Source organism: Limnohabitans sp. (assembly GCF_040400975.1).
Lineage (GTDB): Bacteria > Pseudomonadota > Gammaproteobacteria > Burkholderiales > Burkholderiaceae_C > Limnohabitans_A.
Map to the genome: position 1 here is coordinate 232123 of NZ_JBBAPF010000001.1, position 17879 is coordinate 250001.

A 17879-nucleotide genomic window follows, 5' to 3' on the forward strand; every position below is an offset into this window, starting at 1 on the left:
AAAGCTCTGGCAAGAGCCCGTACCCATGACCACCGACACACTCGATCTCCAAGACATGCAGGCCGCTGCTGAACGCGCCTGCGAATTGATGAGGGTGCTTGCCAACCCCGACCGTCTGCTCATTTGCTGCCAGCTTTCCCAACAAGAGATGTGCGTGGGCGAGCTTGAAGCAAGCCTCGGCATCGTGCAGCCCACGCTGTCTCAGCAGCTGACCGTGCTGCGCAACGCGGACCTGGTTGCGACCCGACGAGAAGGCAAGAACATCTTCTACCAACTGACCAGCACTTCAGCACTGGCCGTGATGAACACCCTTTTCCAACAGTTCTGCACCACCCCCACCACAAGGAGCAAAAAATGAATATTGACTGGACCCACTTCACACCCTGGACGGCGCTGGCTGGCGGCATCCTGTTAGGCATTGCCTCGGCCGCCTTCATCTTGGTCAACGGCCGCGTGCTGGGCATCAGCGGCATTCTGGGCGGCCTTTTGGTGCCCAAGCGCAGCGATGCCAGCTGGCGTGTGTTTTTCTTGCTGGGCATGCTGCTGGCCCCGGCCACGCTGTCGCTCCTGGCTCCTGGCCTGATCAGCGCGCCACGCATCGAGGCAGGCACCGTCGCCATCGTGGCGGCGGGCCTCCTGGTCGGCTTGGGCACACGCTATGGCTCGGGCTGCACCAGCGGTCATGGGGTGTGTGGCCTGTCGCGGCTGTCGCAGCGCTCGCTGGTGGCCACGATGGCCTTCATGGCCTCGGGCTTTGCCATGGTCTACGTCATCCGTCACCTGATCTGACAACAAGGAGCATGTCATGAACCGTATTTCTGAATTCGCCATCGGCCTTCTTTTCGGTTGGGGCCTGCTTATTTCTGGCATGACCGACCCCGGCAAGGTGATCGGCTTTCTGGATCTCGCTGGCACCTGGGACCCCTCGCTGGCCTTCGTGATGGGCGGTGGCGTTTTGGTGGGCCTCATGGGCTTTACCGTGGCTAAAAAGCGCACCCGCAGCATCCTGGGGTCGGCCATGCACTTGCCCACCTCGCGCGACATCGACCGGCGCCTGGTGCTGGGCTCGCTGACCTTCGGCGCTGGATGGGGCCTGGCGGGTTTTTGCCCGGGCCCTGGCATCGTCGCCATGGGCGCAGGCGAGTCTAAGGCTGCGCTGTTCGTGGTGGCCATGATCGCTGGCATGCTGGTGTTCGAAGTGCTGGACCGCTGGGCCAAGGCCCGAGCAACACGCGGCGCGGTAGTCTGAGATGAGTCCAAGACTGCCCCGGCTGCCCATGATCGATTGGACGCGCGGTTATGACCGCACCACCTTGTCAAGCGATTTGGTGGCGGCAGTCATCGTCACCGTCATGCTGATCCCCCAGAGCCTAGCCTATGCAGCGCTGGCGGGGCTACCTCCGCAGGTAGGCTTGTACGCCAGTATCGTGCCCTTGCTGATGTATGCCGTGTTCGGAAGCAGCAGGGTGTTGGCGGTGGGGCCGGTGGCCGTGGTGTCGCTGATGACGGCTACGGCCATTGGCGATTTGGCTCAGGCGGGTTCACTCGCCTACGGCGCACTGGCCATCACACTGGCATTCATATCGGGCGCCATGTTGCTGCTGATGGGCTTGCTGCGGCTCGGTTTTTTGGCCAATTTCCTGAGCCACCCAGTGATCTCGGGCTTCATCACGGCCTCGGCCCTGCTGATTGCAGCCGGCCAGCTCAAGGTGATCCTGGGGGTCAAGGTGGAAGGTCATAACTTCTTTGAACTGGTGTTAGGCCTGGTGCGCCAGGCGTCCCACACCCACAGCCTGACTGCGGCCATTGGTTTGGGGACCGTCGCTTTCCTCTTCTGGGCCAGGCGCGGCGTCAAGCCCCTGCTGCTGCGCTTGGGCATGGGGCCGAGGCTGGCAGACGGCCTCGCGAAGGCGGCACCCGTAGCGGGCATCTCCATCACGGCCCTGCTCACCTGGGTCAGCCAATGGCATGAGCAGGGGGTGCGCATCGTGGGCACGGTGCCCCAGGGCTTGCCGCCGTTCACGCTGCCTTCTTGGGACTGGGCGCTCTGGCAGCAGCTGGCGGTTCCGGCCTTGCTCATCAGCGTGGTGGGCTTTGTGGAATCGGTCTCGGTTGGCCAGACCCTGGCGGCCAAGCGCCGTCAGCGCATCGTGCCCGATCGCGAACTGGTCGCTCTGGGCGCGAGCAACCTGGGCGCGGCTTTGACAGGAGGCTTTCCGGTGACGGGCGGCTTTGCTCGTTCAGTCGTCAATTTCGATGCCGGTGCGCAGACGCCTGCTGCGGGCATCTTCACCGCCGTGGGCATTCTCTTGGCTGCCTTGCTGCTCACCCCAGCGCTCTACTACGTGCCGCAGGCCACTCTTTCGGCCACCATCGTGGTGGCCGTGCTGTCCCTCGTGGATCTGCATATCTTGCGCAGCACCTGGGCCTATTCGCGCCCTGACTTCGCAGCGGTCGTGGTGACCCTGTTGGTCACACTTGCTGCTGGCGTGGAGGCCGGGCTGGTGGCTGGCGTGGGTTTGTCACTGTTGCTCTACCTCTACAAAACCAGCCGCCCGCACATCGCCGAAGTCGGATTGGTGCCGGGAACCGAGCATTTCCGAAACATCCTGCGCCACGAAGTGGCGGTGAGCCCCCAGCTGGCCAGCCTGCGCGTGGATGAAAGTCTTTACTTTGCCAATGCACGCGTACTGGAAGACCGAGTCAATGCATTGGTCGCCGAAAGGCCTGCGCTCAAACATCTGGTGCTTCAGTGCTCGGCGATCAACGATATCGACGCCAGTGCGCTCGAAAGCCTGGAAGCCATCGACCAGCGGCTGCGCGGCGCTGGCCTGCGCCTGCACCTGAGCGAGGTCAAAGGTCCGGTCATGGACAAACTTCGAGCCACTGAATTTCTACAGCACTTGAGCGGGAAGGTTTACCTGAGCCACTATCAAGCTGTCACCGAGCTGGCGCCCGAAACCTGTCAATTGATCGAGAACCAGACTCAGATTGATCCAGGCAATGCGGGAGCGCCTCTCAGATGAAAGTGCATCTTTATCAAGGGCACACAACGGGTTAATTGGTTAATTTTGAAGTTTGCTTTTGACCGGTTGCAAACTTGGAAGGCTGGGTGCTGACAGGCCGCTCCCGCTGCACATCCAACATCCATCACCCAATGTCTGGGTAAGGCTTAAAGCAGCCATAAAGTCATGAACATAGACAGACCGTAGCCGCGCTGCTCAATCCAACTTGGTCCACTGTCAAAGATTAATGACCTGTTGTGTTGGGCAGCGCTTTTTGAATTCTTGCTCATAGCACCATCTTATAAATGTGTGGAGCATCCTCAAAACCCAGGGCGATTCAATGCTTCCCAATAATGAATTGGTGGCTCAGCACATCGGTTGAATTTAGGCTTTAAAGTCTAGCAGGCCCAGGAAGCACTAAGTAATTGATGGCGTCTAAAAGTGATGCGATTCTTTTTTCTTCTGCACGATAAGCTTTTACGTGATAGCTACTTCCACTAGGAAGTAAATGCATCTTTACACCAAGTAGTTCTAGCTTTTCTTGAGATTCAATTTCATCGTAATTTGAAATCATCTCTCTTCCATCCAAAATAGTCACAGAACCGTCTCCAATCACTTCTATAGACTGGTTGAGCGTAATTACAAGCCCAGTATTTTCGTCAATCCCAACGCCAAGTAAGTCGGGCCTTTGGGCTAATGCAGACAGCAACCGTGTTAGACGCCTGCGCTGAGAGAAATGCTGGTCAATGATGGCCATGCTGACTAAACCCAAGCCTATGTCAAATGAAACGACGTCTTTCTGGGTAATGATCGGAGCTTGCCCTTGCGAGATCATTTGACGTGACATGACAGCTGCACCAGCACTTGTGCCGGCTATACAAATCCCATTTAAATGAAAAACTTGATGAATAGCCTGGTAGGCAGGAGTTTCCCATAGCTCCGTCATCAATCTACTTTGGTCACCACCCGTCATGAATATTCCGTCAGCAGCTAGAAGATTTAATACCACATCAGGGTTATATGCATCCTCTCGTGATAGCAAAGCAATTGGCTCTACGTTTTTTGCGCCAAGACTTTTAAATACATTTGAATAGCTGGACCATACAGAGGAAGGCTCGCTGCTAGCTGCCAGAATAAACTTAAGTTTAGCCTGATTTCCGCCTGATAACTCTATGAATTTTTTTAGAATAATTCGTTCATTGAGGCGATCCTCGGCGCCTCCAATGATCAATAATTTACCGTTAACGTTGCTTTTGCTATGGCCATACGGAATAAAGGGGGAAACCCCCGCAGCAATAGACAATTGCGCAAATTTTCTTCTATTTATTGAATTGGGAATCATTTAAAGATCGTTAATAGCGAAGATGCAGTAGCATTATTTTTCTTTGAAAAATTTTCACAGAGGTGGAGAGTGCCAATTTAACAGGTGGCGTTCAAAACAAAGAGCGCGGTACCTCGCGTGTAGAGTCAATGCACCCTCCATTCGCGTAAACACCTGCTGGATCCCGGTAAACCATCATTTTTGACATCACGGACTCCAATTTTTCAGGGGACTGCCTTGTGAGTTCTATCTGTCGCTCAACTTCGCTTTCATCCATTGACAGAACGCCGCTCGAATTGATGCGCGCACCATCACGCCAGTGATAGATTTCGAGGCATTTAGAAGTCAAGTCAAAGGGTTTGTCTCGTCGCCAAAAATTGCTGAACAAACCGCCACCCAAGTAAAACACCCATGAGCCTTCAAAACCTTTGACATCCGAGGACCGATCGTCGGGGTTCTTGAACCATAAACGATCCCCCGGCACGTAATAGCGCATGGGGATTGGGTTTTCAGGCCTACCGTATTCATAGACATAGGTGGTATGGAATGGGTCAGCCCTAGGCACAGCCAGACGACACTGTGCTTCCAACTCATGTAAATAAGTTGGGTTGGCTAACTTGGCTTCCTTGGCCAGACCGAGCAAAACCAAGTACTCTGCAGCTCGATAACAAGAAAACTCGTATTGACGGCCTGTGATTTCGGGCTGGGTGGCAGCGATGATGGCCTCTTCCAGACCGACACCTTGCCGGATGACAAACCCCTTTTCGGAGTCGCCTTGCCAGTATTCTGAAGGTCGCTCGGCAGCTTCGGTGTTGAACGCCAAGGAGGTTTTGGCTGCTGCCCTTGCGATGTTGACGCGGACACGTATGTGCGATTCGAGTTGCGCCACGCTTTTAAAAGTCATGATCTGCGGCGCAGCCAGCATGGTCAGAACTATTTCGAGTTCCAAAGCATGAGCACCTGAAGAAGCAAAATCAGGCGCACGCGTTTGTACCTGCAGTGTGTCAAAACCCGGGCACCAAAGATCGAAATACCGCTGCTGGAGCCTAGCTTCAAAAAAGTAGTCTTCATTTTGAGCAGATTGCCTAACCTGAGTGGCCCCTTGGAGGCCCAACCGCTGTAGCAAACGGTTTAATTCGTCATGCGATTGAGTAGGGTTTAAATCACTGCTGCCTTCAATTATTATGCCGGCGGGTATCGACGCGTTCAGCTTTGAGGACATGGTTCTCCCATTTTGAATCATCAACCATGTGAACTGGTTTCCCTAGGTGACTGGTGATGGATTGAATGGACTTCTTACTGAACGATAACAATCTTAGACACGATCAGTCAACACCGCAGAAAATTTTTGTGCGGATTGACTGCCCCTTTTGTGATTGTGTTGACACCATGCTTTTATCCCCTGGTCACGGCCCAGACGGGCACCGCTTAAACGCCCAGCCAATTTATCGATATGAGGGGCTGAAGTCTGCAAAAAAGTGTGAGGAAATAGAGATATGACGTGATGACTCGGATTGCACGAATGCCAAGCAAGGGCACCCTGTTCAGCATGGGATTTGTAGCTGACCTTTTTTACCTCGATCTGATCGGCCGCTTCCGCTGCAAAGCAGCCACCCATTTGCACCGAATGTCTGCAATCTCAGACATGTCAGTTCTTGTCAAAGAATTGATGTGCCTCAAGCCGTCTGAGTTTCAAGCTGCCAAGATGCCTTCTCTGCAAGAGGAGACACCATGGCAACGAATCCCAGCCCCAATTTAACCCGAGCTTCAACCGCCGCGCTGAGCCGCCGCCAGTGGCTGCTGGGTTCGGCAGGCGCGGCCGTTTTGGCCAGTGCTGCGCCTGCTGCCCAGGCGGCCAAAATCAAAACGCAGGCGCACATCGTGATTTTGGGCGGTGGCTTGGGTGGCATTGCTGTGGCCAACCGGCTCCATGCTTTGCTCGACGGGGCCAAGATCAGCCTGATCGACCGCAAGGAAGAACACAACTACCAGCCCGGCTACACCCTGGTGGCCACGGGCGTGTGGCCGGTGAGCAAGGTGCGCGACCGCAATGCAGACTTTCACCCCCCGCAGCTCAATTGGATCAAGGACATGGTCAGCGAGCTGGACCCGGCCAGCAACACAGTGGTCACGTCTTCAGGCCAGCGCGTCAAGTACGACTACCTGGTCGTGGCCATGGGCACACACCAGGACTGGTCGCTGATCGAGGGCATGGATGTGAACGCGATTGGCCAAAAGGGCTTGACCAGCGTCTACCCCAGCCCCGAAGCGGCGCAGGCCACTTGGGCCAGCATGGACGCGTTTCGGCGCAAGGGCGGCAACGCGGTGCTGACGCTGCCGGCCACGCCGCTCAAGTGCGCGGGTGCACCACTCAAGATGACCTTCATGCTGCGCGACCGCATGGCGCAGTCGGGCACGCTGTACAAGTCCAAGCTCACGTTTTACTCGGCGCTGGGCAATGTGTTTGGCGTCAAGGTGGTCAACGACAACGTGCTCTCGCGCTGGAATGATTTGGGCATCGCGGTTGAGACCACGCAAAAGCTGCAGGGCATCGACATCGGTGCGCAGCGGGCGCGTTTTGTTTCGCCCGAAGGCGCGAGCACCGAGGTGCCTTACGACTTCATCCATGTGGTGCCGCCCATGCGTGCGCCCGATGCGGTCAAGAATTCCGACCTGGCTTGGCGTGAGGGCCCCTTTGCTGCAGGCGGCTGGTTGGAGGTGGACAAGGCAACACTGCAGCACCGCCGTTATCCCAATGTGTTTGGCGTGGGCGATGTGAACGGCACGCCACGGGGCAAAACGGCGGCCACCGTCAAAAAGAGCGCGCCCATCGTGGCCGAGCATTTGGTGGACGTGATCGCGGGCCGTGCGCCAGGGCAAAAGTTTGATGGCTACACCTCGTGCCCGCTGATCGTGAAAGAGGGCTCGGCCATGCTGATCGAGTTCGACTACGCGGGCAAGCTCACGCCTTCGCTGCCCATGATCGAGCCACTGCAGGCGAGCTACTTTGCCTGGCTGATGAAATACCGCATGCTCAAGCCCGCCTACATGGCAACGCTCAAGGGACGGGTTTGAAGCACACTCAAGACATCAGGAGACGAATATGTATGAAATTTGGCTGGCGATGAACATCGCCTACGAAACGGCCTTGGGCCTGCTGCCCGCGCTGGCACCTTTGGTGTTGATGTGGGCCGTGATGATGGTGATCAACCGCAAGAAGCTCAAGCGCGTCAATCCCGCAACGCTCGCTGCACTGGCCGTGCTGGTGGCATTGGTGGCCGTTGTGGCTTTGCCGTCCATGACCCAATCAAGCTTGGTCGATATGACTTATTGGGTAGATTGGGCTGCTTTGCTGGGCATGGCCGCAGGTGTGGGTGTTGCGGCTGCGCTGCTGATGTGGCCTGTATTGGCCATGCGCCAGCGCTGACATCGGCAGACAGAGGCCATTCATTTTGCTCAACCCCGCAAGATGATGCGCTAAACGGTCATGAACAACTGAAACACCGAATTGGGGGCTTTGGGAATCAGGGGTGGTGCCAGAGGCTTGAGTTTGAAGCGGTTTTGGATCGGGGTTTCCACTGGCGTCTCTACAGCCGTCAGATCGACGAAATCGGCCAGCACGAATTGACTCAAGGTGTCGATCACCACTTGCTCCAAACCCCATTCATAACTGGCTGGCGCAGACAAACCATCGGACTCGTTGTCTTGCTGTTCCAAAGTGTTTTCAAAAGCAGAGGCGATGTCCCACATGGACACCAAGGCGATGTCGCCCTGGATGTTGTAGCCGCCGCCCGGCCCTTTGTTGGCACTGACAATGTGGTGGTCTTTGAGTGGCTTGAGGATGCTCTCAAGGTTGGATACCGACAGATTAAGGCGGTTGGACAAGGTGGTGGTGGAGACCCGGCCTTTGTGCTGCAGCTCAGCGATGACCACGCACACATCCAAGGCATTGATGGTTCGGTTTGAAATCATGGCTTAACGCTCCTTTGCGTAGGATTTTGAATTATTTATCTACGCAAATGATGATTAACCTCATGATAAATTCTTTTTCATCATAAAATCTACGCAATACCTACGCATAGGCGCTGCTTTGACCACTGCTTCAACTTCTGGCCCCTTGTTTCGCATCGGCGCTGTCTCCAAGACCACAGCCATTCCGGTTTCAACCTTGCGCATTTGGCAAACCCGTTACGGTGCTTTCAGCCCGGTTAAAACCGAGGGCAACCAACGCCTGTTTGGCGAACCCGATGTGTCCAAGGCGCTTTTGCTCAAGCAGTTGATTGGGGCAGGGCACGGCATCGGGGCCATTGCTCACCTGGATCTGGAGCAGTTGCGTCGCCTCGCGAGTCAAGACACCCGCGCCACAAGCCCTTCACCATTGTTGATCTTGCCGGTCTGCTTGGCCGTGGTGGGTTTGGGTTTGGCCAACCGGTTGGAGTCGAGCAAATTTGCTGCGGTGTTGAGCCAGCACCGCATCCAGGTCACCGATGTGTTGGAGGACCTGGCCTCGGTCAGCCATGCGCCTTTGTCTGACAAGCCTCAGGTCTTGCTGGTCCGGGTCAGTTCGCTGCTAGACACGGTTTTTTCTGCCATCCAGACCTTGACCCAGCGCCACGCATTTGCCCAGACCATCGTGCTGTACAACTTTGCCCCGGATGTGGTGGTGCAGTCCATGAAGCGGGCGGGCATGATCGTGCGGCGAGACCCGATCTCTGACGGTGAGTTGGCCGAGTTGCTGCAATCTATCTTGTTTGTGGACCGCAGCCGGGCGCAGGAGTTTGGTGACCAAGGCGCGGTGATTGCCAGCCGCAAATACTCAGACCAGACCTTGCGCCGCGTGGCCGGTATCTCGACCAATGTGCTGTGTGAATGCCCAAGGCATGTGGCCGAGCTGATTGCCCAGTTGGCCAGTTTTGAGGAATACAGCCAAGAGTGCCTGAACAAAAACGCCGAGGACTCGCACTTGCACTCTTATCTGCGGGCCATCTCCGGTTCGGCGCGTTCCCTGTTTGAAAACGCGCTAGAGAAAATCGCACTCCACGAGGGTATCGACTTGCGGGAAAGCGAAGTTTCAAGACTTCAGCAATGAAGCAGCCTTTTGCGCTGTGAATAAATATAATCCTTGACTAATATTTAAAGGGTTTTCCATGGTGGTTTTTTTCTTGCGCCGGTTCGGGGTACTGATGGCGTTGGGGATGTTGTCTTTGTTGTTCCAAGCCTGCAGCCCAGAGGTGGCACTGCCCCATGTGACCTTGGAACAAGCCCGCGCCGAGCACGAGGCGGGCAAGGTTTTGATGATTGACATCCGTGAGCCGCAAGAACACGCCACCGGCGTTGCGCAAGGCGTGGTCTTGTTGCCCACCAGTCAGGTGGCGCAACGCGTCGCCGAGATCCCCAAACAAGCCGATCAGCCGGTCTTGCTGATTTGCCATACCCAAAGCCGCTCGCGTGCTGTGACTCAGGCGCTGCAAGAACAAGGTTTCACCAATATCCGTTATGTCCATGGCGGGATGAGCGGGTGGGCCAAGCGCGGTTGGCCCATGGTCAAACCGCAAGACTTGCTGGCCCCCAGCAAATCCTGAAAACTGCCCACGATCTGGTCCTGCAAGCCAAGGCCCATGTCCGCGAGATCGCTTTGCTAGACGCCGATGAAGGTTTCATCGATTGCGGGTGGTTTTGATGCTTGGGCCGCTGCAGGGAAAGCGGTGATCAAACCCGAACAGCCTGCGGTTCAGTGAGTCCGATGGCCGCGTTTTGGGGATGGCTTTGGGTCTTTGTGTGGCCTGCCCTCAGTAAAATCCCTGACGCCGAAATGGGTCTGGGTTGTTCTTATCCGCATTGATTTCGGTTAAATTAGCGCCTGGTTATATTCAAACCCCCCATTGATGGAGTTCTTGATGAAATTTATTTTTGCCGTGGCCGCTGTGGCTGCTTTGACTTCTGCCCCTGCTTTTGCCAACTTGGACATGGCCAAGAAAAACAACTGCATGGCTTGCCATGCTGCTGACAAAAAAATGGTCGGTCCGTCATACAGCGATGTGGCCAAGAAATACGCTGGGCAAAAAGATGCCGCTGCCACTTTGGCCAAGAGCATCAAAGCTGGCGGCTCTGGCAAGTGGGGCCCAGTGCCTATGCCCGCACAAGCCGCTTTGAGCGATGCCGATGCACTGACCTTGGCTACCTGGATTTTGGCGGGTGGTAAGTAATCACAAGCCCAAGAGGCTTGTTTTAATGGACAATTTCAAAGCTCGATTGGTACTCGTGGCTTTTGTTTGCCGCTCAAGGTTTGCGCCCTGAGCGGTTTTTTTATGGGAACTCTGCTATGAAATTCGTCAAGATTTTGGCTTGCTTGGGTGTCGGTTTGGCTTTGGCAAGCTCCGCCATGGCGCAACCTGCAATCTTCAAAGAAGCCGACTACAAGCTTGGTGAAAAATTGATCGCAGAAAACAAGTGCGTGGCTTGCCATGTGTCCAAAGTGGGGGGCGATGGGAGTGCCATGTACAAACCCCAAGGACGAATCAATACGGCGGGTTTTTTACGCGGCATGGTCGAGCAGTGCAACAGCCAGCTGAACATGGGCATGTTTCCGGAAGAAGTGACTTCTGTGGCCGCGGTTCTCAACCGCGATCACTATAAATTCAAGTAGTCAGGGTTTGCCCTGAGTCGATTGTTGTCCCCGTGTAATCCCTGATTCAGATTCAGGTCTTATCGTATATATTCGCATATCCGAATATACGAACCTAATGACCATTTGGGCTTGAATCGTGTGGCATCTGACTCTTGCCACTCGTCTCGTTGTATCGGCGAGTGGCAGTTTGGAAATGGTCGGGATGGCCCACTCAAAACCAGGAGTTTGTGTGAACGAAGACAGCATCAATTCAGGCAGGGTGCAAAAAGCACCTGAGAACTTCTTGACACCCAGTGGTGTCAAGGAAGTTTTCGCGGAGGGCAAAAAGGGCCGCCGTGATTTCATCCGCAACGCTTTTGCCGCTGCGGCTGCCGGTGCCGCTGCGCCCATGGCCATGGCGCAAGGTAATCCGGTGCCGACTGAAGGGGGTGATCCCAATATACTGAACCTCCCGGAGCACACCACAGGCTTGGGACAGGGTGTGGCAACAGAAGGCTACGGCAAGCCTTCGCAGTACGAAGCCAACTTGCAGCGCCGCCAAAGCCCCGGGTTGACACAAACCACGCAAGCTTCGGTGTCGTTTGCGCCACTGCAATCCTTGTTTGGCATCGTCACACCGAGTGGTTTGCACTTCGAACGGCACCACCAAGGTTGGTGGGACATCGATCCATCCAAGCACCGCCTCATGATCAATGGCATGGTCAAAAAGAACATGGTGTTCACCATGGACGAGATCATGCGCTTGCCTTCGGTATCGCGCTTTGCCTTCATCGAGTGCGGTGCCAATACGGCGACCGAATGGGGTAACGTGGCGGTGCCCACGGTGCAGTACACGCACGGCATGATCTCTTGCAGCGAGTTCACGGGCGTGCCCCTGATCACCTTGCTCGAGTTGGCAGGTGCCGACCTTAAGAATGGCAAGTTCGTGTTGGCTGAGGGTGCAGATGGTTCGTCCATGACCCGCACCATTCCGATGAGCTTGATCACCTCAGGTGAAGTTATCGTGGCTTATGGCCAAAACGGCGAAATGTTGCGCCCCGAAAACGGTTACCCCCTGCGTCTGGTGGTGCCCGGTGTGCAAGGCGTGAGCTGGATCAAATACTTGCGACGGATCGAGGTGGGTGACAAGCCATACGCCGCCAAAGACGAGGCCATTCACTACATTGATTTGATGCCCAACGGCCTGCAACGCCAGTACACCAACATTCAAGAAGTCAAAAGCGTGGTCACAACACCCTCTGGCGGACAGGTGCTGCTGGACAAAGGTTTTTACAACATCACAGGTCTGGCCTGGTCGGGCAAGGGCAAGATCAAACGGGTGGATGTCTCCACCGATGGTGGGCGCAATTGGCGACAAGCGCGTTTGGAAAGTCCGGTGTTGTCGAAGGCCCTGACCCGATTCAACCTCAACTGGGTATGGGACGGCAAACCGGCCATCATCCAAAGCCGTGCTCAAGACGAAACGGGTCATGTGCAGCCCACTTACCAACAGTTGCGTGCTGTGCGCGGCACCCGATCCATTTATCACAACAACGCCATCCAATCTTGGTTGGTGCAGGAAAACGGTGAGGTGAAAAATGTCCAACTTTCGTGATGCCGTTTTAGCCGTTGTTTGTCTGGTTGCTGCTGGTTTGGCCAGCGCGCAGAGCACCCAATTTCCAGGCGTGGGCCGCGAGGCCACGGCCAAAGAAGTAGCCAAGTGGGACATCGATGTGCGTCCCGACTTCAAAGGCCTGCCAGCAGGTTCCGGCTCGGTAGCCAAAGGTCAAGATGTGTGGGAGGTCAAATGCGCCCATTGCCACGGCGTTTTTGGCGAATCCAATGAGGTCTTCAGCCCCATCGTGGGTGGAACGACAGCCCAGGACATCAAGACCGGTCGTGTGGCCAATTTACAGCGCGCAGACTACCCAGGCCGAACCACCCTGATGAAGGTGCCCACGGTGTCCACCTTGTGGGACTACGTCAACCGGGCCATGCCTTGGACCAACCCCAAGACGCTCACCACGGAAGAGGTGTATGCCGTCACAGCCTTCATGTTGAACCTGGGCAATATCGTCCCCGACAACTTTGTCTTGTCGGACAAAAACATCGCTGAAGTTCAGGCTCGCATGCCCAACCGCAATGGCATGACCACTGCACACGCCATGTGGCCCGGTAATGAATTTGGAGGCGTCAAAAAGCCCGACACGAACAACAAAATTTGCATGAAGGACTGCACGCCTGAGCCGAAAGTGGCGTCATTTTTGCCAGAGTTTGCGCGTAACGCACATGGCAACTTGCAAGAGCAAACCCGGATCGTTGGACCACAGCGGGGTGCAGACACGACGCGTCCAGAGTCCAAAGTCGGCACGCCAGTAGCCTCTGCAGCAGCAACAGCCCCCGTGGCAGCTGCCAAGCCAGAGAAAAATGAATCCAAGGCCGTCATCGCTTTGCTGAACAAGCACAGTTGTACCGCCTGCCACGGTGTGGACAAGAAAATCGTGGGCCCTGGGTTCAACGAAATTGCCAAAAAACAAGCCGGTAAGACCGACTATATTTTGAGCAAAATCAAGGCCGGCGGTGTGGGTGTTTATGGTCAAATCCCTATGCCCGCACAAACCCTGCCTGATGCAGACGCCAAGCAGATGGCCGAATGGATTTCCAAGGGGGCCAGCAAATAATACGGGTGTTCCCCGTTGTACCGCTGAACCAGTTTCTTTAGCATCACTCAACCATCAAAGGAGATATCAGATGCAAAACCGTCGCGAGACACTCAAGCAAAGCGCTGTTGTGGCTGGCCTCTTGGCCTCCGCTGGCTTTCCACAGTTTGCACAAGCCGCGGTCAATAAAGCCGCATTCGATGCCAAAACCGTTCAAGACGCCGCCCGCGCTGCGGGTGCCAAGAGCATGGCTGAAAGCAAAGATGTGACCATCACCGGTCCGGACATCGCTGAAAACGGTGCCGTGGTGCCCTTGGGTGCCAGCACGTCCTTGCCCGGCGTCAAGCACTTGCTGATCATGGTCGAGAAAAACCCGTCCGCATTGGTCGCCATGTTCAACGTGACCGATGCCGTCGATGCCAACTTCTCGACCCGCGCCAAGATGGGCCAGTCTTCCGATGTCTACGCTGTGGCCATCATGAACGACGGCCGTGCTTTGTGGGCTAAAAAAGAAGTCAAAGTCACTTTGGGTGGTTGCGGCGGTTAATCGCTTGCAGACACCGTCCATTCATTGATTCACTGAAAGATTTAGGAGAGAAACATGGCAGATCCAATGCGCATTCGTGCTCAAGTAGCGGGTGACAAAGCAACCGTTCGTGTGCTCATGGCCCACGAAATGGAAGCAGGCCAGCGGCGTGACGCTTCCGGCAACCTGATCCCAGCTTGGTTCATTCAGGAGGTCACCGCCACCCACAACGGCAAAGTCGTCTTGACCGCCGAGTGGGGTCCAGCAGTGTCCAAGAACCCCTTCATGCAGTTTGCTGTCAAGGGCGCCAAAGCAGGCGACAAGATTGCCGTGACCTGGAAAGACAACCGAGGTGCCACACGCACTGACGAAGCCACGGTGTCGTGATCGAACGATGAGATGGCAAAGGGTGAAGCCATAACTTCACCCTTTTTGCGTTTGAAAATAACAAAAGAGGTGACCATGAAAAATTCAACGACCCTTTCCTTCGTGGCGGCCTTGGCGATTTGTGCTTGGCCCGCCTTGGCACAGAAGACAACCAGCCAAGGTATTGACGAATACCGCGCCATGTTGCAAGACGGCAACCCCGCTGACCTGTATGAAGCCAAAGGCGAAGACCTTTGGAAAAAAGCGCGTGGGCCCAAAAATGCCTCACTTGAAAAGTGCGATCTGGGCAAAGGCCCGGGCGTGGTGAAAGGCGTTTTTGTCGAGTTGCCCCGTTTCTTTGCAGACACTCAGCGCATGCAGGATCTGGAGTCGCGTCTGGTCACTTGCATGGAAACCTTGCAGGGCTTCAACGCCGCTGAAATTTCCAAGACCGCATTTGGTCGTGGTGAAATGGCGAACGTGACCGCCTTGGCCACTTGGATCGCAGCAGAGTCCAAGGGGCTTAAATTCAATTTGTCGCAATCACACGCCCAAGAAAAAACTTTTTATGAAGTGGGCAAGCGCTTGTTCTTTCAGCGCGGTGGTACCCATGATTTCTCATGTGCCTCTTGCCACGGCGAAGAGGGCAAGCGCATCCGTTTGCAAGACTTGCCGATCCTGACCAAGAACCCAGGCGATGGTGTGGGCTTTGCGGCTTGGCCTGCCTACCGGGTCTCGAACGGCCAGATGTGGAGCATGCAGTTGCGTTTGAACGATTGCTATCGCCAGCAACGTTTTCCCTACCCCGGTTTCGGCAGTGATGCCACCGTGGCTTTGTCCACGTATCTGGGTGTGAACGCCAAAGGCGCCGCCTCGATTGCCCCGGCCATCAAGCGCTGATCAGATCAGGAGAACCTCATGAACAAAAAGACCCAACTCGTATTGGCCAGTCTTGCGGCAGCCTTGGTGGCTGCGGGCTGCGCATCCGGCCCTTCTGTGGCCGAGCTCAATGAGCTGACCGACAAGATCGTCAAGGCCTCTTTCCGTGACCAAAGCCATGTGAAAGTGGAGCGCATCACCGCCACCGACGAAACCAACCGTTTGTGCAGCGAAGCCGATGTGGCGGGCAAACCGCTCGACGACAAAACCGCCAAGCGCATCGAAGAAGCCAACATGAAAGCCATCAAGTGGCCATCAGACGGCAAATTCATCGGGGACTGGAAGCAGGGCGAAGTCATTGCCCAAAGCGGTCGCGGCCTGACTTGGACCGACTCGGCCACCGCGGTCAACGGCGGCAATTGCTACAACTGCCATCAGATGGACAAGAAAGAAATTTCTTATGGCACGCTGGGCCCGAGTTTGTACAACTACGGCAAGATCCGTGGCGTGTCCAACCCGGATGACCCGGCCAGCAAGGCCATCGTGGAGTACACCTGGGGCAAGATCTGGAATTCCAAGGCCTACAACGCCTGTTCCAACATGCCCCGTGCGGGTCACATGGGCATCTTGACCGAGACGCAGGTTCGGCACATTGTGGGTCTGTTGCTCGACCCCAAATCGCCTGTGAACCAATAACCCCTGAAACCCGGCTTGACCGGGTTTTTTGGACCTTTATATATCAGTGGTTGCAAATATGAATCTCTCCAAACGCGAATTTATCCAAGTCATGGGCGCCGGCACCATGGCTGGCATGAGCATGGGCTCTTTTGCCGAAGCCAGCGCCGCCACCGCGGCCAATGGCCTGTACGACATTCCCAAATTTGGCAATGTGTCTTTCTTGCACATGACCGATTGCCATGCTCAGCTCAAGCCGATTTACTTCCGCGAGCCCAGCATCAACCTGGGTATTGGTTCGATGCAAAACAACTTGCCGCATTTGGTGGGAGAGCATTTGCTGCAAGTGGCCAAAATCCGACCCGGCACAGCAGAGGCTCATGCCCTGACTTTTTTGGACTTTGAAAAGGCCGCCAAGCGCTACGGAAAAGTGGGTGGTTTTGCCCACTTGGCCACGCTCGTCAAGCGCATGAAGGCCAGCCGCCCTGGTGCTTTGCTGCTCGACGGTGGTGACACTTGGCAAGGCTCAGGCACCAGCCTGTGGACCAACGGCCAAGACATGGTGGACGCCTGCAAATTGCTGGGTGTGGATGTGATGACGGGCCACTGGGAATTCACGCTGGGCATGGAGCGCGTCAAAGAGATCATCGAAAAAGACTTTGCCGGCAAGATCGATTTTGTGGCTCAAAACGTCAAGACCAATGACTTTGGTGACCCGGTGTTCAAGCCCTACGTGATCCGTGAAATCAATGGTGTGCCTTGCGCCATCATCGGTCAGGCGTTTCCGTACACCCCGATTGCCAACCCGCGTTACATGGTGGCCGATTGGGCCTTTGGCATTCAAGACGAAAACATGCAGGCCATGGTGAACGAGGCCCGTGGCAAAGGTGCGCAAGTGGTCGTTGTCATCAGCCACAACGGCATGGACGTGGACCTGAAGATGGCCAGCCGGGTCAGTGGCATCGACGCCATCATGGGTGGTCACACGCACGATGGCATGCCCGTGGCCACGATTGTTTCCAACAAGGGCGGCAAGACCTTGGTGACCAACGCGGGCTCGAATGGCAAGTTTTTGGGTGTGCTTGACTTTGAAGTTAAGGACAAAAAGGTCAGCGACTTCCGTTACAAGCTGCTGCCGGTTTTCTCCAACATGCTGCCCGCCGACAAAGAGATGGATGTGCTGATCAACAAGATCCGTGCGCCCTACGAATCCAAGCTGGCCGAAAAATTGGCCGTGACCGATGGTTTGCTTTACCGCCGCGGCAACTTCAACGGCACAGGCGACCAGCTCTTGGTGGATGCCTTGATGGCTGTGCAAGGTGCCGACATGGCGTTTTCGCCGGGTTTCCGTTGGGGCACCACGCTGTTGCCAGGCCAAGCCATCACGCGTGAGTGGTTGCTCGACATGACCGCCACCACTTACTCGTTTGCCACCGTGACCGAGATGACGGGCGAGACCATCAAAACCGTGCTGGAAGACGTGGCCGACAACTTGTTTAACCCAGACCCTTATTACCAGCAAGGCGGTGACATGGTGCGTGTGGGGGGCTTGACTTACAGCTGTAACCCAGTGGGCACGGCGGGCAACCGAATCAGCGACATGCGATTGAAGGGGCAGTTGATCGAGGCGGGCAAAAAGTACAAGGTCGCTGGCTGGGCCCCCGTGGCCGAAGAAGCGCGCAACCAGGGCAACAAGCAGGTCTGGGAAGTGGTCGAAACCTGGCTCAAAGCCCAAGGCGGTCGCATCAAACCACGCCAACTCAACACCCCCAAAATCATCGGTGCTTTGCCTAACAAGGGTTACGTGGTTTAAGGGACGCAGCGCATCGGTGCGCTGTTT

At 55.8% G+C, this 17879-nt stretch carries 20 protein-coding genes; 17 read left to right on the plus strand and 3 right to left on the minus strand.

Annotated features, from left to right (window positions below; genetic code table 11):
• The first annotated feature begins 25 nt into the window (after positions 1-25).
• Genes ABWQ00_RS01225 through ABWQ00_RS01240 form a run of 4 tightly spaced genes read left to right on the plus strand, consistent with a single transcriptional unit; the run spans position 26 to position 3026 of the window.
• Positions 26-358 (plus strand): metalloregulator ArsR/SmtB family transcription factor, encoded by a 333-nt coding sequence (locus ABWQ00_RS01225; RefSeq protein WP_353236839.1) that lies wholly within the window; start codon positions 26-28, stop codon positions 356-358.
• Positions 355-789: a YeeE/YedE family protein gene (locus ABWQ00_RS01230; protein WP_353236840.1), complete on the plus strand. Its 435-nt coding sequence runs from the start codon at positions 355-357 to the stop codon at positions 787-789. Before ABWQ00_RS01225 ends, ABWQ00_RS01230 begins: the two co-directional genes overlap by 4 nt.
• Before the next feature lie 16 nt (positions 790-805).
• Positions 806-1249, plus strand: coding sequence for a DUF6691 family protein (locus tag ABWQ00_RS01235; RefSeq protein WP_353236841.1), 444 nt, complete (start codon positions 806-808; stop codon positions 1247-1249).
• A gap of 28 nt (positions 1250-1277) precedes the next feature.
• Positions 1278-3026: a SulP family inorganic anion transporter gene (locus tag ABWQ00_RS01240; protein ID WP_353236842.1), complete on the plus strand. Its 1749-nt coding sequence runs from the start codon at positions 1278-1280 to the stop codon at positions 3024-3026.
• A gap of 370 nt (positions 3027-3396) precedes the next feature.
• On the opposite strand, the gene ABWQ00_RS01245 is transcribed toward ABWQ00_RS01240, so the two are convergent.
• Together ABWQ00_RS01245 and ABWQ00_RS01250 are read right to left on the minus strand one after the other, a co-directional pair.
• The gene (locus ABWQ00_RS01245) at positions 3397-4347 is read right to left on the minus strand and encodes a cyanophycinase (RefSeq protein ID WP_353236843.1); all 951 of its coding nucleotides are present in this window, start codon (positions 4345-4347) and stop codon (positions 3397-3399) included.
• Between the two features lie 91 nt (positions 4348-4438).
• Entirely contained in the window at positions 4439-5548 is a 1110-nt protein-coding gene (locus ABWQ00_RS01250) for a TGL-type protein-glutamine gamma-glutamyltransferase (protein ID WP_353236844.1), read from the minus strand.
• 509 nt (positions 5549-6057) lie between these two features.
• On the opposite strand from ABWQ00_RS01250, the gene ABWQ00_RS01255 reads away from it, so the two are divergent.
• Together ABWQ00_RS01255 and ABWQ00_RS01260 are read left to right on the plus strand one after the other, a co-directional pair.
• A complete protein-coding gene (locus ABWQ00_RS01255; RefSeq protein WP_353236845.1) occupies positions 6058-7401 on the plus strand; it encodes an NAD(P)/FAD-dependent oxidoreductase in 1344 nt (447 codons plus the stop codon).
• Positions 7402-7429: 28 nt separating this feature from the next.
• A complete protein-coding gene (locus tag ABWQ00_RS01260; protein WP_353236846.1) occupies positions 7430-7753 on the plus strand; it encodes a hypothetical protein in 324 nt (107 codons plus the stop codon).
• Between the two features lie 50 nt (positions 7754-7803).
• Here ABWQ00_RS01260 and ABWQ00_RS01265 read toward each other — a convergent pair whose 3' ends face one another.
• On the minus strand, positions 7804-8298 hold the full coding sequence (locus ABWQ00_RS01265; RefSeq protein ID WP_353236847.1) for an RrF2 family transcriptional regulator: 495 nt from the start codon (positions 8296-8298) through the stop codon (positions 7804-7806).
• A gap of 118 nt (positions 8299-8416) precedes the next feature.
• Between ABWQ00_RS01265 and ABWQ00_RS01270 the strand changes: the two genes are divergently transcribed.
• The 11 genes from ABWQ00_RS01270 to soxB all read left to right on the plus strand — a co-directional run bounded on the left by ABWQ00_RS01270 (position 8417) and on the right by soxB (position 17852).
• A complete protein-coding gene (locus tag ABWQ00_RS01270; protein WP_353236848.1) occupies positions 8417-9415 on the plus strand; it encodes a MerR family transcriptional regulator in 999 nt (332 codons plus the stop codon).
• Positions 9416-9473: 58 nt separating this feature from the next.
• The gene (locus ABWQ00_RS01275; protein ID WP_353236849.1) at positions 9474-9908 is read left to right on the plus strand and encodes a rhodanese-like domain-containing protein; all 435 of its coding nucleotides are present in this window, start codon (positions 9474-9476) and stop codon (positions 9906-9908) included.
• 315 nt (positions 9909-10223) lie between these two features.
• Positions 10224-10532 (plus strand): c-type cytochrome, encoded by a 309-nt coding sequence (locus ABWQ00_RS01280; protein WP_353236850.1) that lies wholly within the window; start codon positions 10224-10226, stop codon positions 10530-10532.
• 116 nt (positions 10533-10648) lie between these two features.
• On the plus strand, positions 10649-10972 hold the full coding sequence (locus tag ABWQ00_RS01285) for a hypothetical protein (protein ID WP_353236851.1): 324 nt from the start codon (positions 10649-10651) through the stop codon (positions 10970-10972).
• A gap of 184 nt (positions 10973-11156) precedes the next feature.
• A complete protein-coding gene (gene soxC / locus ABWQ00_RS01290) occupies positions 11157-12548 on the plus strand; it encodes a sulfite dehydrogenase (RefSeq protein ID WP_353236852.1) in 1392 nt (463 codons plus the stop codon).
• On the plus strand, positions 12532-13614 hold the full coding sequence (locus ABWQ00_RS01295; RefSeq protein WP_353236853.1) for a c-type cytochrome: 1083 nt from the start codon (positions 12532-12534) through the stop codon (positions 13612-13614). Before soxC ends, ABWQ00_RS01295 begins: the two co-directional genes overlap by 17 nt.
• A 70-nt stretch (positions 13615-13684) precedes the next feature.
• A complete protein-coding gene (soxY, locus tag ABWQ00_RS01300; RefSeq protein ID WP_353236854.1) occupies positions 13685-14140 on the plus strand; it encodes a thiosulfate oxidation carrier protein SoxY in 456 nt (151 codons plus the stop codon).
• Between the two features lie 54 nt (positions 14141-14194).
• Complete coding sequence (gene soxZ / locus ABWQ00_RS01305) at positions 14195-14506, plus strand: thiosulfate oxidation carrier complex protein SoxZ (protein ID WP_026039671.1); 312 nt, start codon at positions 14195-14197, stop codon at positions 14504-14506.
• Between the two features lie 75 nt (positions 14507-14581).
• Positions 14582-15385: a sulfur oxidation c-type cytochrome SoxA gene (gene soxA, locus ABWQ00_RS01310; RefSeq protein WP_353236855.1), complete on the plus strand. Its 804-nt coding sequence runs from the start codon at positions 14582-14584 to the stop codon at positions 15383-15385.
• 18 nt (positions 15386-15403) lie between these two features.
• The gene (soxX, locus tag ABWQ00_RS01315; RefSeq protein ID WP_353236856.1) at positions 15404-16060 is read left to right on the plus strand and encodes a sulfur oxidation c-type cytochrome SoxX; all 657 of its coding nucleotides are present in this window, start codon (positions 15404-15406) and stop codon (positions 16058-16060) included.
• Between the two features lie 58 nt (positions 16061-16118).
• Complete coding sequence (soxB, locus tag ABWQ00_RS01320) at positions 16119-17852, plus strand: thiosulfohydrolase SoxB (RefSeq protein ID WP_353236857.1); 1734 nt, start codon at positions 16119-16121, stop codon at positions 17850-17852.
• The last annotated feature ends 27 nt before the right edge of the window (positions 17853-17879 follow it).

What these genes read in the sequence shown, in the direction of transcription:
- ABWQ00_RS01225 (WP_353236839.1), top strand. Translation starts at nt 26, where the DNA reads ATGACCACCGACACACTCGATCTCCAAGACATGCAGGCCGCTGCTGAA.
- ABWQ00_RS01230 (WP_353236840.1), top strand. Translation starts at nt 355, where the DNA reads ATGAATATTGACTGGACCCACTTCACACCCTGGACGGCGCTGGCTGGC.
- ABWQ00_RS01235 (WP_353236841.1), top strand. Translation starts at nt 806, where the DNA reads ATGAACCGTATTTCTGAATTCGCCATCGGCCTTCTTTTCGGTTGGGGC.
- ABWQ00_RS01240 (WP_353236842.1), top strand. Translation starts at nt 1,278, where the DNA reads ATGATCGATTGGACGCGCGGTTATGACCGCACCACCTTGTCAAGCGAT.
- ABWQ00_RS01245 (WP_353236843.1), bottom strand. Translation starts at nt 4,347, where the DNA reads ATGATTCCCAATTCAATAAATAGAAGAAAATTTGCGCAATTGTCTATT.
- ABWQ00_RS01250 (WP_353236844.1), bottom strand. Translation starts at nt 5,548, where the DNA reads ATGTCCTCAAAGCTGAACGCGTCGATACCCGCCGGCATAATAATTGAA.
- ABWQ00_RS01255 (WP_353236845.1), top strand. Translation starts at nt 6,058, where the DNA reads ATGGCAACGAATCCCAGCCCCAATTTAACCCGAGCTTCAACCGCCGCG.
- ABWQ00_RS01260 (WP_353236846.1), top strand. Translation starts at nt 7,430, where the DNA reads ATGTATGAAATTTGGCTGGCGATGAACATCGCCTACGAAACGGCCTTG.
- ABWQ00_RS01265 (WP_353236847.1), bottom strand. Translation starts at nt 8,298, where the DNA reads ATGATTTCAAACCGAACCATCAATGCCTTGGATGTGTGCGTGGTCATC.
- ABWQ00_RS01275 (WP_353236849.1), top strand. Translation starts at nt 9,474, where the DNA reads ATGGTGGTTTTTTTCTTGCGCCGGTTCGGGGTACTGATGGCGTTGGGG.
- ABWQ00_RS01280 (WP_353236850.1), top strand. Translation starts at nt 10,224, where the DNA reads ATGAAATTTATTTTTGCCGTGGCCGCTGTGGCTGCTTTGACTTCTGCC.
- ABWQ00_RS01285 (WP_353236851.1), top strand. Translation starts at nt 10,649, where the DNA reads ATGAAATTCGTCAAGATTTTGGCTTGCTTGGGTGTCGGTTTGGCTTTG.
- soxC (WP_353236852.1), top strand. Translation starts at nt 11,157, where the DNA reads ATGGCCCACTCAAAACCAGGAGTTTGTGTGAACGAAGACAGCATCAAT.
- ABWQ00_RS01295 (WP_353236853.1), top strand. Translation starts at nt 12,532, where the DNA reads ATGTCCAACTTTCGTGATGCCGTTTTAGCCGTTGTTTGTCTGGTTGCT.
- soxY (WP_353236854.1), top strand. Translation starts at nt 13,685, where the DNA reads ATGCAAAACCGTCGCGAGACACTCAAGCAAAGCGCTGTTGTGGCTGGC.
- soxZ (WP_026039671.1), top strand. Translation starts at nt 14,195, where the DNA reads ATGGCAGATCCAATGCGCATTCGTGCTCAAGTAGCGGGTGACAAAGCA.
- soxA (WP_353236855.1), top strand. Translation starts at nt 14,582, where the DNA reads ATGAAAAATTCAACGACCCTTTCCTTCGTGGCGGCCTTGGCGATTTGT.
- soxX (WP_353236856.1), top strand. Translation starts at nt 15,404, where the DNA reads ATGAACAAAAAGACCCAACTCGTATTGGCCAGTCTTGCGGCAGCCTTG.
- soxB (WP_353236857.1), top strand. Translation starts at nt 16,119, where the DNA reads ATGAATCTCTCCAAACGCGAATTTATCCAAGTCATGGGCGCCGGCACC.